Origin of the sequence: Polaribacter sp. NJDZ03 (assembly GCF_019263805.1) — a bacterium.
Taxonomy (GTDB): Bacteria; Bacteroidota; Bacteroidia; order Flavobacteriales; family Flavobacteriaceae; genus Polaribacter.
The window spans coordinates 3,106,557-3,120,743 of record NZ_CP079195.1 but is presented as its reverse complement, the minus strand read 5'-3'; the positions used below and the strand labels follow the sequence as shown (position 1 = coordinate 3,120,743).

General features: G+C 30.9%; 12 protein-coding genes. 6 read left to right on the top strand and 6 right to left on the bottom strand.

Features of this window, described 5'->3' with window-relative positions; translation table 11 throughout:
- The first annotated feature begins 3 nt into the window (after positions 1-3).
- The 3 genes from KV700_RS13320 to KV700_RS13310 are packed head-to-tail and all read left to right on the top strand — an operon-like array spanning position 4 to position 4,684.
- Complete coding sequence (locus KV700_RS13320) at positions 4-597, top strand: NTP transferase domain-containing protein (RefSeq protein WP_218598173.1); 594 nt, start codon at positions 4-6, stop codon at positions 595-597.
- A 20-nt stretch (positions 598-617) separates the two neighbouring features.
- Positions 618-4,301: a metallophosphoesterase gene (locus KV700_RS13315; RefSeq protein WP_218598172.1), complete on the top strand. Its 3,684-nt coding sequence runs from the start codon at positions 618-620 to the stop codon at positions 4,299-4,301.
- 5 nt (positions 4,302-4,306) lie between these two features.
- Complete coding sequence (locus KV700_RS13310) at positions 4,307-4,684, top strand: DUF423 domain-containing protein (RefSeq protein WP_166387841.1); 378 nt, start codon at positions 4,307-4,309, stop codon at positions 4,682-4,684.
- Here the strand turns inward: KV700_RS13310 and KV700_RS13305 are convergent.
- The 6 genes from KV700_RS13305 to KV700_RS13280 form a co-directional block, all read right to left on the bottom strand.
- Positions 4,681-5,529: a hypothetical protein gene (locus KV700_RS13305; RefSeq protein WP_254712915.1), complete on the bottom strand. Its 849-nt coding sequence runs from the start codon at positions 5,527-5,529 to the stop codon at positions 4,681-4,683. The two genes, KV700_RS13310 and KV700_RS13305, sit on opposite strands and share 4 nt — an antisense overlap.
- A 113-nt stretch (positions 5,530-5,642) precedes the next feature.
- On the bottom strand, positions 5,643-6,494 hold the full coding sequence (locus KV700_RS13300; protein ID WP_166387843.1) for a YgcG family protein: 852 nt from the start codon (positions 6,492-6,494) through the stop codon (positions 5,643-5,645).
- Positions 6,491-6,928, bottom strand: coding sequence for a TPM domain-containing protein (locus KV700_RS13295; RefSeq protein WP_166387845.1), 438 nt, complete (start codon positions 6,926-6,928; stop codon positions 6,491-6,493). The genes KV700_RS13300 and KV700_RS13295 overlap by 4 nt, the downstream gene beginning before the upstream one ends.
- 1 nt (position 6,929) lies before the next feature.
- Positions 6,930-7,541: a LemA family protein gene (locus tag KV700_RS13290; RefSeq protein ID WP_166387847.1), complete on the bottom strand. Its 612-nt coding sequence runs from the start codon at positions 7,539-7,541 to the stop codon at positions 6,930-6,932.
- A 120-nt stretch (positions 7,542-7,661) separates the two neighbouring features.
- Complete coding sequence (locus tag KV700_RS13285) at positions 7,662-7,991, bottom strand: MerR family transcriptional regulator (RefSeq protein WP_166387849.1); 330 nt, start codon at positions 7,989-7,991, stop codon at positions 7,662-7,664.
- 506 nt (positions 7,992-8,497) lie between these two features.
- Complete coding sequence (locus KV700_RS13280; protein WP_166387631.1) at positions 8,498-9,466, bottom strand: M23 family metallopeptidase; 969 nt, start codon at positions 9,464-9,466, stop codon at positions 8,498-8,500.
- Positions 9,467-9,625: 159 nt separating this feature from the next.
- Between KV700_RS13280 and alaS the strand changes: the two genes are divergently transcribed.
- From alaS to KV700_RS13265, 3 genes are all read left to right on the top strand, one after another.
- Positions 9,626-12,244, top strand: coding sequence for an alanine--tRNA ligase (gene alaS, locus KV700_RS13275; RefSeq protein WP_218598171.1), 2,619 nt, complete (start codon positions 9,626-9,628; stop codon positions 12,242-12,244).
- 400 nt (positions 12,245-12,644) lie between these two features.
- Positions 12,645-13,022, top strand: a complete 378-nt coding sequence (locus tag KV700_RS13270; RefSeq protein WP_218598170.1) for a GxxExxY protein — start codon at positions 12,645-12,647, stop codon at positions 13,020-13,022.
- Between the two features lie 175 nt (positions 13,023-13,197).
- Positions 13,198-14,145 carry a GSCFA domain-containing protein gene (locus KV700_RS13265; RefSeq protein ID WP_218598169.1) on the top strand — a complete coding sequence of 316 codons (948 nt, stop codon included), beginning with the start codon at positions 13,198-13,200 and terminating at the stop codon, positions 14,143-14,145.
- The last annotated feature ends 42 nt before the right edge of the window (positions 14,146-14,187 follow it).

Genomic DNA, 14,187 nt, shown 5'->3' with positions numbered 1-14,187 from the left:
CTTATGAAAAATATTGCTATTTTAGTTTTAGCTGCAGGTAAATCATCTAGAATGAATAGCATAAAACAGTTAGAGAAAATAAACGAAAAAACACTTTTAGAACTTACTTTAGAGAAAATACAGTGTGTTTACACTTCCACTATTTTTTGTATTTTAGGCGCAAATGCTGATAAAATTAAACCAGAAATAAGGACTAAGGACATCCAATTTATTGAGAACGTCAATTTTGAAGAAGGATTAAGTTCTAGCATCGTTTCTGGAATTGAATATCTCAAAAATAAGGAATTCAATTTAGAAGGTATTTTTATTTTATTGGCAGATCAACCAGCCATTAATGTTGCTTATATAGAAGATATGATTCATTTATTTTATCAAAATAAAAACAGCATTATAGCATCTAACTACGGTAAAAAATTTGGTGTTCCTGCTATATTTCCTAAAAAGTATTTTTCTAATTTATTACTGATAAAAGGAGACAAAGGCGCAAAGGAATTCATCAGTAAAAAGAAAAACGAAATTCTTTGTTCTACAATAACAACCAACTTCTTAGACATAGATACCAAAGAAGACTTACAACGATATAAAAAATCAATTTAAAAATAGTTATTTTAGCACTTATGAAACTATTCAAATATTCCGTATTCAGTTTACTTTTTTTATCCATTTCTGCCTGCGCAACCATAGAAATGCAAATTGCAGAAAATCAATCTAATAAAACAGAAAAAAAAGTTTCTAAAATAGCACATAGTTTTTACCTTATTGGAGATGCAGGCAACTCTACTTTAACTGAAGATTCTCCTGCTTTAAAATATTTGAAAAAGCATATTAAAAATGCATCCGAAGAATCTACACTACTTTTTTTAGGAGATAATGTCTATGAAACCGGCATACCAGATAAAGATTCTAAAAATTATCCTTTAGCAAAAAGAAGAATTGAAGCGCAAACAAATGTTGCCAAACAATTTAAAGGAAATTCTATATTTATTCCTGGAAACCACGATTGGTACCACGGTTTAGATGGCTTAAAAAGAGAAGAGAAATTAGTTGAAAAGGCATTAGGAAAATCGGCTTTTTTGCCAAATAATGGTTGTCCGTTAGAAAAAGTTACTATTTCTGATGACATCATTTTAATTATTGTTGATACACAATGGTATTTAACAAATTGGGACAATCACCCAACAATTAATGATGATTGTGAAATTAAAACAAGAGAAAAATTCTTTGATGAATTTGAAGGACTGATTAAAAAAGCGAGAGGAAAAACAACTATCGTAGCATTACACCACCCTATGTTTACAAACGGTTCTCACGGTGGCCAATATTCTTTTAAAAGCCACATGAGCCCTTTACCTGTTTTAGGTTCTCTTAAAAATTTACTTAGAAAAACTACCGGACTTACAAATACCGATATTGAAAATAAAAAATACAACGAACTTAGAAAACGTGTTATTACACTCTCTCAAGAAAATGATAAAATTATTTTAGTATCCGGTCATGACCACAACCTACAATATATTGTAGAAGATAATTTACCTCAAATAGTAAGTGGTTCTGGTTCTAAAACAATGGCTACAAAATTAACAGGAAACGCAAAATTTACTTATGCAGCGCAAGGTTTTGCAAAGTTAGATGTTTATAAAGACGGCTCTTCTAATGTTGCTTTTTACACGGTAAAGGATGATAAAGTAGTGTACACTACATCTGTTTTACCTGCTGACGAAAACATTAATTTCAAGCCATTTACGAACACTAAAATTACAGAAAAAAAAGCAGCAATCTATACACAAGAAGAAGTTGATAAAAGCGGAGTTTATCGTTTTTTTTGGGGAGAACGTTATAGAAAATATTTTGGTACAGAAGTAATTGCTCCAACGGTAGATTTAGATACTCTTTTTGGTGGTTTAAAACCGGTTAGAAAAGGTGGCGGACATCAATCTAAATCATTAAGACTTAAAGATCCAAAAGGTAGGGAATATGTAATGCGCGCATTGCGTAAAAATGCGGTACAATATTTACAAGCAGTCGCTTTTAAAGACCAATATATAGAAGGGCAATTTAACAATACTGCAACAGAAAGTTTATTAAATGATGTTTTTACAGGTTCGCACCCGTATGCACCATTTACTATTGGTAAATTGGCTGATGCGGTTGGAGTGTATCACACAAATCCTATTTTATACTATGTTCCTAAACAAAATAGTTTAGGTAGTTTTAATGATGATTTTGGTAATGAGTTATACATGATTGAAGAAAGAGCCGCTTCTGGTCATGGAGACAAAGAAAGTTTTGGTTTTGCTGATGAAATAATTAGTACAGATGATTTATTAAAAAAATTGAGTAAAAATGAACATCATGTTTTAGATGAAAAAGCATACATAAAAGCACGTTTATTCGACATGTTAATTGGTGATTGGGACAGACACCAAGACCAATGGAGATGGGCTGTTTTTAAAGAAGGTGAACAGACAATTTACAGACCAGTACCAAGAGATAGAGACCAAGCTTTTGCTGTTTTTGGCGATGGTTTTTTATTAAATATTACCACAAAAATAATACCTGCATTACGTGCAATGCAATCCTACAAAGAAGATATTAGCAGTCCAAAATGGTTTAATTTATCGCCTTATCCTTTAGACATGGCATTAATTACAACGGCTAGTAAAGACGATTGGAATGCACAAGTAAAGTTAATTACTACAAACCTTACAGATGCCGTAATAGAAGATGCTTTTACTAATTTCCCTAACGAAGTAAGAGATCATACTGTATCAGAAATAAAAACAAAATTACAAGGTAGAAGAAAGAATTTACAAAAAATTTCTGATGCTTATTTTCAACACCTAAATAAATTTCAAGTTATAAAAGGTACTCATAAAGATGATTGGTTTGATATTGAAAGAATTTCTAACGGAAGTACAAAAATAACTGGATACCGAATTATAAAAGGAGAAAAAGGAACTATTTTTCATGAACGAACTTACAATAAGTCTGAAACCAAAGAAATTTGGATTTATGGTTTAGATGATAAAGATACTTTTGTGGTAAAAGGAAATTCAGACAAGTATATAAAAATTAGAATTATTGGTGGTCAAAACAACGACATTTACAATATAATTAATGGTACAAAAGTAAAAATGTATGATTTTAAATCTAAGAAAAACACTTTTATAACAAACAAAGGAAGTAAAAAGTTAACCGATAATTACGAAACCAACGTGTATGATTACACGAAACTAAAAAACAATCAGTTTATTATATCTCCAACCATTGGTTTTAATGCAGATGATGGTGTAAAAATTGGCGTGTCTAATGTCTATACTTCTTTTGGTTTTGAGAGAAACCCATTTAGTTCTCAACATACCTTAAATGCATCTTATTATTTTGCAACTAATGGTTTTGAATTTGATTATTCTAGCGAATTTGCAAACGTTATAAAAAACTGGAACCTTGGTGTTAAAGCACGTATTACAAGTCCTAATTTTGCTATGAATTATTTTGGTTTAGGAAACAACTCTATAAACCTAAATGCGCCTCATGAAATAAAAGATGAAGAATACAATAGACTTAGAATAAAAGAGTTGAGTGCTGGTACTTTTATACAATGGAAAGGAGATTTGGATGGAAAAATAAAAGTAGGTGTAAATTTTCAAAATTATAAAGTAGAACAAACATCTAATAGATTTGTAAGTGATTCCATTGCTACAAACGATGCTATTTTTAACAATCAACAATTTATAAATACAGAGGCCGGTTATCAATTTGAAAACACAGATAATAGTGCTTTTCCAACAATGGGAATGAAAACATCTTTAAAAGTAGGTTATACCTCTAACCTAAAAAATAGCAACCACTTCGGATATTTAATTCCTGCTATTTCTTTTGATTATAAATTGATTGCTAGTGGAAAATTAGTTTTGGCTACAAAGGTAAAAGGACACTATAATTTTGGAGATTCTTATGAGCTGTATCAAGCAGCAAGCATTGGTGGAAATGATGGTTTACGAGGTTACAGAAACCAACGATTTACAGGGAAAAATTCATTTTACCAATCTACAGACCTTCGTTTACTTTTAAGTAAAATTAAAACAAGTATTGTACCTCTAAATATTGGTATTTACGGTGGTTTTGATTACGGAACCGTTTGGGGACAGCAAAATACAACGTTTAACAACACTAAATTTAACACCGCTATTGGAGGTGGTGTTTTCTTTAACGCTGCAAATATGTTAGTTGCAAATGTGGCTGTGTTTAATAGTGATGATGGCGTAAGAGCAACCCTTAATTTAGGATTTAACTTTTAACAAATATGGATAAAATAGCATTAATTTCAGGAGCAATTTTTGGAATGTCAGCAGTAATTTTTGGTGCTTTTGGTGCACATCTTCTAAAGAAAAAACTAAACACAGACCAATTACAAAGTTTTGAAACAGGTGTTAAATACCAAATGTATCATGCAATTGTATTGCTCATTTTAGGTTTTCAGTTAAACGACCAAATTGCCATAGATAATTACATTATTAACTTTTTTATAATTGGTATTATTTTATTTTCATTTTCTATTTATGGCTTGGTTCTATCATCTGCCAATCATAAAAAAATAAGGTTTTTAGGTCCAATTACACCTCTAGGTGGTTTATGCTTAGTTTTAGGTTGGGGTTTATTAATTTATAAATTTGCCGCTTAGTTAAGCTTTAACTCATAAAAATTACCGCCAGCACCATGAGCTTTTTCGTCAGTAATATATAAAGTATTGTTATCTTTAAAAGCAACTCCTTCTTTTTGAGAAGCGTGATTTAAAGGGATTTTAGTTACTTTACCAGATAAAAAATCATCATTTTTATAATCCGTAAAAATTAAAACTGCTGCTGGCGATAACAACGCTACCTTGCTTCCATCATCAGAAATATCTGCAGAAGTTATCCAATTTTCTGTATTGTCGCCATTATTAAATTCAGAAATAAAAGTTGCTTCATGTTTTCCTTCTTTTGCAGGAATCTTGTATAAAGAAGTTTTTCCAAATTCATCTTTCACCCTACTTTTAGTAAACACATAAAACGCATTATTATAATAGAAAAAAGATTCTGCATCAAAAAACAGTTGCTTCTTTTTAGGTGGAAATTTCTTTTGATTTGGATACGAAAACTTAATTTTCTCTACTTTTATTTTTTTAGAACTTGTTAAATCTTCATGTTTTACTTTTAAAATAACAAGGTTTTCTCTTTTACTATCATTGTTTCCAAAATCACCTATATAGAGGTTTCCCTCTTCGTCTGACGCTAAGTCTTCCCAATCGTGGTTTTTTTCTTTTATGGTGAGCTCTTCAACAATATTTCCGGTAGCAGAAACACCATAAATTTTAGGCTTATTTCCACCGTCATTTTGCATCCAAATTAGATCTGAATTGGCAACTACTTCTGCACCAGAAACCTCTTCTAAGTCTTTTGATAATTCTGATATAAGTTTTAAACTACCAAAATTCTGACAACTAACTAAAGACAGAAAACTAAAAATTACAGTTATTACTTTCATCAACAATACAATTTATTTTAATATTAAAACCCTTCAGTTTTTTTATTCTGAAGGGTTTGTTATTTATTTTTTATAATTAGATTTTCTTCCGACAGGAAAGATTAAAATGGAATTTACCAGCCACCAGAAGCACCACCTCCACCAAAACTACCTCCACCGAAACCGCCTCCAAAGCCGCCTCCGCCAAAACTACCTCCACCAGAAGAACTTCCAAAACCACCACCAAAACTTCCGCCACCTCTACCGGCGTTACTTAAAATAATAGTTTCTAAAATAGCACCTGCAATAGATCCGCTTCTAAAACCTCTACCACCGCTTCCATTATTTTTATTTCCTCTAGAAATTAAAATAAAAATGATAAAAACTATAATGATAAAAATAATGATCCCAGGATCAAAACCTTCTGCATCTGCTTGTCTTGTTCCCTCAAACTCTCCGTTTAAGGTTTTAAAAATATAATCAGATCCTTTGTCTAAACCGCTATAATAATCTCCTCTTTTAAACTCTGGAATAATAACTCTTTCAATAATTCTTTTCGATTGAAAATCAGTTAAAAGATGCTCGGTTCCTTTACCAGCTTGAATGGCAATTTTTCGATCATTTAATGCTAACAACATTAAAACACCATTGTCTTTTTCTGCATCACCTATTCCCCATTTCTCCCCCCAATTGGCAGCTAAATAATTAATATTTTCACCTTCGGTGGATGGAATAATAGCAATTACAATTTGAGTAGAAGTAGTATCTGAATACTGTATTAACTTACTTTCTAAACTTGTTTTTTGACTAGCGGTTAATAAACTCGTATAATCATAAACACTGGTTTGAAACTTTGGAATTTCTGGTATTTGATACCCTTGAGAAAAAACACTTAACGTGAATAAAAACGCAATAAAAAAAGTAATTTTTCTAAAAAATACTGCTAACTGAATACTACTTACTGAATACTGTTTACTGTATATCATCCTTTAGAAATCTCATTAGAAAGTTCATCTACATCATCAATTTGCCAAGGAAAGTGTGCTTGCAATTCTTTTCCTGCCTTTAAGATTCCGTCAACAATTCCTTGTTTAAAAGCACCTTTTTTAAAATGATTTTGCATTACATCTTTGGTGGTATCCCAAAAATCTGTTGGCACCACTTTGTTAATTCCTTTATCACCATAAATAACAAATTTCTTGTCTTTTACAGCAACATAAATCAACACTGCATTAGCATCTTTAGTGTTGTTCATTTTTAGCAAATGAAAAACTTCTAACGCTCGTTCATCATGATTCTTCTCTGTGGTAGCCTCAATATGTACTCTTATTTCGCCAGAAGTTTCTTTCTCTGCAACTCTAATAGCAGAAATAATTTCTTGTTCTTCTTCTGGAGACAGAAACGCTTCTACTTTAGACATATTATTCTTTTTTATTATTAAAATTAAAGTTTACATCTGGTGCATTTTCAGATCCTGCATCTGCTTTATAACGATCCATTTCATCAAAATTAAACATTCCTGCTAACACAGAATTTGGAAACACTTTTATATGTTTGTTATAATTATTTACACCTTCATTAAAACGATCTCTAGCAACGTTAATTCTGTTCTCTGTACCTTCTAACTGACTTTGTAATTCTAAAAAGTTTTGATTCGCTTTTAATTCTGGATAACGCTCTACAGAAACTAATAATTTAGATAACGCACCTGTTAAGCCAGATTGCGCTTGTTGAAATTGCGCCATGTTATCTGCTGTTAAATCTCCTGCATTTATATTTACAGAGGTTGCTTTAGCTCTTGCTTCAATTACTTCTGTTAAAGTAGTTCTTTCAAAATCTGCTGCTCCTTGTACTGTTTTAATCAGATTACCAATTAAATCATTTCTACGTTGGTAAGAACTCTCTACATTAGACCAAGTTGTTTTTGCATCTTCCTGTAAAACAACAGCTTCGTTATTAAAGTTTTTACCCCAATTGTATACTCCGAAAACAATAACAAGGATTACTATTACTGGTATTAACCATTTTTTCATAATTTCTAAATTTTAATTTTTTGATTGATTTTTTGTACTACAAAACTACTTAATATTATTGAGCTTGTAAAGAATATTAGCTTCTATACTATTAAGTTAGACACACAGATAAAGGAAATGTTACAATTGATTTTTAATTTTAATCAATTCTGCTTTAACTCCTTCTAATCTAGTAATAATTTCATGGTTTTGAACTATTCCTTCTGGATCTTTCTTTAGCTTTTGTTTAGCACCCTCTAAAGTAAAACCTCGTTCTTTTACAAGGTTAAATATGAGCTTAAAGTTTTTAATATCGTCTTGTGTAAACAAACGATTCCCTTTCGCATTTTTTTTAGGTTTAATGATATCAAATTCTTTTTCCCAAAAACGAACTAATGAAGTATTTACCTCAAACGCTTTGGCAACTTCACCTATTTTATAATATCTTTTCTCTGGTAAATCTACATGCATCTTTTTCAGTATTCAGTAATCAGTATTCAGTAATCAGTAATCAGTAATCAGTAATCAGTAATCAGTAATCAGTAATCAGTAATCAGTAATCAGTAATCAGTAATCAGTAATCAGTAATCAGTAATCAGTAATCAGTAATCAGTAATCAGTAATCAGTAATCAGTAATCAGTAATCAGTAATCAGTAATCAGTAATCAGTAATCAGTAATCAGTAATCAGTAATCAGTAATCAGTAATCAGTAATCAGTAATCAGTAATCAGTAATCAGTAATCAGTAATCAGTAATCAGTAATCAGTAATCAGTAATCAGTAATCAAAAATTAAAAAATGCTCTTAGAATAACCTAATTTAATCTTCTTTTTTTTGTTTTACCTCTAAATTCTTGATTCTTGATTCTAAAACTTTGAAAAAATTAACACAGAGTAACATAGATTTAGTGCTATTCTTATGTCTTTTTAGTACTCAGTCTTGTCTCTTGTCTCTTGTCTCTAAATTGAAACAAAAACTTAATCATAAGACTGTCCTTCTTCTTCCGCAGCTTTTTGCATGGTAAGAAACTCTTCTGGAGATAAATCTCCATAATAAAAGCTAATAGGATTTACTGCTCTACCATTTTTATGAACTTCATAATGTAAATGTGGACCAGCAGATAAGCCAGTATTACCAACATAACCTATTAAATCTCCTCTTTTTACGTTTTTACCTTTTTCAATTACAATTTTTTTCATGTGTGCATAAATAGTTTCATACCCATAACCATGCTCTATATAAACAACATTACCGTAAGAACTACTTCTTTGCGCTCTAATTACTTTACCATTTGCAGTGGCATAAACTGGCGTACCAACACGCGCTGTAAAATCCATACCCTTGTGCATCTTTCTATACTTTAATATGGGATGCATTCTTAGACCATAACCAGAAGCCATTCTTGTTAAATCTTCTTTTTTAACAGGTTGTATTGCTGGTATAGAAGCCAACATACTCTCCTTTTCTTTTGCTAAATTTACAATTTCATCTAAAGATTTAGACTGTACAACCAGTTGTTTAGAAAGTATATCTATGTCTTTAGTTACTTTTGTAATCATCGTAGAATTATCAAAACCATCTAAATATTTGTATCTATTTACACCACCAAAACCCGCTTTTCTTTGCTCGTCTGAAATAGGGTTTGCTTCAAAATACGTTCTATAAATATTATTATCTCTTTCTTGTAATTGTGCCAAAATAGACGAACTTTCTTGCATTTTTTTAGAAAGCAACTCGTAATGTAACTTTAAATTTTCTAACTCTCTTTTTTGAGCTCTCTCTCTTGGAGACATAATAAACTGGCTAAACACAATAAAACCAATAAAAGAAGCTAATACTAAAGCTAAAACTCCAAAAATAGTTTTCTTATAGTATTCACCTTTTTTTACTGCAATTTTCCGGTAAGAAAGCGTGTCTGCATCGTAATAATATTTTACTTTTGCCATATGGATAAATATACTATTTTTGTTGTATTACGAGAGTTTTATATTTGAAACTCATTTTATTAAGTTACGAATTTACAAAATGTTTTACAACTGCTTTTTATTTGCAGTTTTTTTAAAAATAATTTAACATAATCCAACTTGTTGGAAACTTCTTTTTTTATGAAATCTCAAGATATTCGCGCTACTTTTTTAAACTTTTTTCAAGAAAAAGCACATTTAATTGTTCCTTCTGCACCAATGGTTACTAAGGACGACCCAACTTTAATGTTTGTAAATTCTGGAATGGCGCCTTTTAAAGAATATTTCTTAGGTAACGGAGTTCCAAAAAATAACAGGATATCTGATTCTCAAAAATGTTTACGTGTTTCTGGTAAACATAACGATTTGGAAGAAGTAGGTTATGACACCTATCATCATACTTTATTTGAAATGTTAGGAAACTGGTCTTTTGGCGATTATTTTAAGAAAGAAGCAATTGCTTGGGCTTGGGAGTTATTAACTGAAGTTTATAAAATAGATAAAGACATTTTATATGTAACCGTTTTTGAAGGTTCTGATGATGACGATAACTTAAAAATGGATACCGAAGCCTTTGATATCTGGAAACAATTTATTGCTGAAGATAGAATCTTAAAAGGAAACAAAAGCGATAATTTCTGGGAAATGGGTGAACAAGGACCTTGCGGACCGTGTTCTGAAATTCATATTGATATCCGCTCTGCGGAAGAAAAAGCGAAAGTAGATGGACGAACTTTAATTAATGAAGATCATCCGCATGTTGTAGAAATATGGAACTTAGTTTTTATGCAATACAATAGAAAAGCAAACGGAACTTTAGTAGATTTACCTAACAAACATATAGATACCGGAATGGGGTTTGAACGTTTGTGTATGGTTTTACAAAATGTACAATCTAATTACGACACAGATATTTTTACACCAATTATTAGAGAAATCGAAACAATTGCCGATGTAAAATATGGTGAAAATTTAGAACAAGATATTGCTATTCGTGTAATTTCCGACCATGTTAGAGCGGTTGCATTTTCTATTGCAGATGGGCAATTACCAAGTAATACTGGTGCTGGTTATGTTATTAGAAGAATTTTAAGACGTGCAGTACGTTACGGTTTTACATTCTTAAACAAAAAAGAGCCATTTATTTATAAATTAGTAGATGTTTTAAGCAATAAAATGGGAGACGCTTTCCCAGAATTAAAAGCACAAAAACAATTAATAGAAAATGTGATTAAGGAAGAAGAAACTTCTTTTTTAAGAACTTTAGACCAAGGTTTATTATTATTAGACAGAATTATAGAAAGCACTTCTGGTAAAGAAGTTTCTGGTGATAAAGCTTTTGAATTGTATGACACTTACGGTTTCCCTATAGATTTAACGTCTTTAATTCTTTCTGAAAAAGGATTGACTTTAGATGAAAAAGGATTTGAAGAAGAACTACAAAAACAAAAAAGTAGATCTAGAGCTGCAAGCGAAATGTCTACAGAAGATTGGACTATTTTAGTTGATGATCCGATAGAAGAATTTATTGGTTATGATGCTTTAGAAGCAAACGTAAAAGTTACACGATACAGAAAAGTAACTTCTAAGAAAGATGGTGAAATGTATCAATTAGTTTTTAACCTAACTCCTTTTTATCCAGAAGGTGGAGGACAAGTTGGGGATAAAGGGTATTTAGAAACTACACAAGGAGATGTACTGTATATTTTAGATACTAAGAAAGAGAATAACGTTATTATTCACTTTACAAAAAACCTTCCAAAACATATTAACGAAACTTTTAAAGCGGTTGTAGACAAAAAACAACGTTCTAGAACAGAATGTAACCACACAGCTACTCATTTATTGCACCAAGCTTTAAGAGAGGTTTTAGGGGTTCATGTAGAGCAAAAGGGTTCTGCAGTACATTCTAAATATTTACGTTTCGATTTTTCTCATTTTTCTAAATTAACAGTAGAAGAATTACGTGAGGTAGAAAATTTTGTAAACAGAAGAATTGATGCTCAACTTCCTCTTGAAGAAAGTAGAAATATTACCATGGAAAAAGCAATTGCAGATGGAGCAATGGCTTTATTTGGTGAAAAATACGGTGATACTGTAAGAGCTATTAAGTTTGGTAAGTCTATTGAACTTTGTGGCGGAACACACGTAAAAAATACCAGTGATATTTGGCATTTTAAAATTAAATCTGAAGGTGCTGTTGCTTCTGGTATCAGAAGAATAGAAGCGATTACAAACGACGCTGTAAAAGATTTTTATTCTGAAAACAATAAAGCACTATTTGAAATTAAAGATTTATTAAACAACACAAAAGAACCTGTAAAAGCAGTACAGAAATTACAGGATGAAAATGCTTCTTTACAGAAACAAATAGAACAATTATTAAAAGATAAAGCTCAGAATTTATCTGGTGAGTTAAAAAGCCAATTACAAGAAATTAATGGCGTTCAGTTTTTAGCTACTAAAGTAGATTTAGACCAAAACGGAATTAAAAACTTAGCTTTTTCTCTAGGAAAAGAACATCAAAATTTATTCTTATTATTTGCTTCTTCTGCTGCAAAAGATAAAGCGATGTTAACTTGTTATATCTCTAAAGAATTGGCAAATGAACGTGGTTATGACGCAGGTAAAGTAGTTAGAGAATTAGGAAAACTAATACACGGTGGTGGTGGTGGACAAAATTTCTTTGCAACTGCAGGAGGTAAAAACCCAGGCGGAATTCCGAAAGCTTTAGAGAAAGCGGTGGATTATTTGGTGTAAAAAGTTTCTCGCAAAGCCGCAGAGACGCAAAGAGTGGTGTATTATTATGTTTAACATATAAATTAAACATACAACTAAAACACACAACTTGTAAAAAAACTTTGCGCCTTAGCGTCTTTGCGAGAGAAAAAACACACAACATAAAAAACCTTTGCGACTTAGCGCCTCTGCGAGAGAAAAAACACACAACATAAAAACCTTTGCGACTTAGCGTCTCTGCGAGAGAAAAAAACACACAACTTAAAAAACTTTGCGCCTTTGCGCCTCTGCGAGAGAAAAAACACACAATAAAAAACTTTGCACCATAGCAGCTTTGCGAGAGAAAAAACACCAAACAACTCATAAAACCTTTATACCTTCTAGAAAAACAAAAAAACGTTGTACCTTTTGATAAAAAATTATGACAGAAAATGAAATTTCTAAAATAGTTGTAGATAAATGTTATCAAATTCACGTTGCATTAGGACCAGGTTTATTAGAAAGTGTCTATGAAGAAATTTTGTATCACGAACTAAAAAAGGAAAAACTAAAAGTAGAACGTCAAAAAGTACTTCCTGTATTTTGGGATCAAATTAAGTTAGAATTGGGTTTTAGAGCTGATTTAATCATAGAAAATAAAGTAATATTAGAACTTAAATCTGTCGCTAAAATTGCTCCCGTTCATCCAAAGCAGTTATTAACCTATTTAAAAATCACCAACTTAAAGCTAGGGTTACTAATTAATTTTAATGAAGCTCTTATTAAAAACGGAATCACAAGAATTGTAAATAGTTTATAGTTTCTCGCAAAGGAGCAGAGACACAAAGAGTGTTGTATTACCATGCTTAACATAAAACTAAAACACACAACTTGTAAAAACTTTGCGCCTTAGCGTCTTTGCGAGAGAAACACCACACAACTTAAAAACCTCTACTTTTTTTTCCGAGAAACAAATAAAACCACACCTTTGCAATATGAAACTCCAAACTCAAATTCCTTTAAAAAAAGAAACAAGAAACGCCATAGATTACAATTCTAAGGTACTATTATTAGGCTCTTGTTTTTCAGAAAATATAGGAGATAAATTATCTTATTATAAGTTTCAATCACTTCAGAACCCATTCGGAATACTCTTTCATCCAAAAGCAATTGAAAATTTAATTACAAACGCTATTAATGAAAAAGAATATTCAGAAAAAGATTTAACGTTCCAAAATGAACGTTGGCATTGTTTTGATGCACATTCTAGTTTAAGTGCTGCTGATAAAAACGAATTATTAAACAATCTAAATTCAACAGTTTCATCAACAAAAAAACAATTAGAAGAAGCCACACACATTGTTATTACACTAGGCACTTCTTGGGTGTATCGATTTATAGAAACTGATAAAATTGTTGCCAATTGCCATAAAATTCCGCAGAAAAAATTTTTAAAAGAATTACTTTCTGTTGATGAAATTTCTGAGAGTTTAGAAGCTATACTTGTACTTTTAAAATCTATAAATAAAAATATCCAAATACTTTTTACGGTTTCTCCTGTACGTCATTTAAAAGATGGCTTTATAGAAAACACCCAAAGTAAAGCTCATTTAATTTCGGCTATTCACAATATACTTAATGGAGGCTACGCCTTCTATTTTCCGAGTTATGAAATTATGATGGATGAATTAAGAGATTATCGATTTTATGCAGAAGACATGATTCACCCAAATAAAACTGCCATTAACTATATCTGGGAAAAATTTGTTGCCAGTTGGTTTTCTGAAGATACTCTATTAACAATGAAAGACGTAGATGTAATTCAAAAGGGACTTTCTCACAGACCCTTTAATGAAAACTCAATACAACACCACCAATTTTTAAAAAATTTAGAAGTTAAAAAAGAGACATTAAAAGTTCAGTTTACTTTTATCAATTTTTAAAGCACAAAAAAATAAAATTAATTTACTTAAAAATTTTATGTA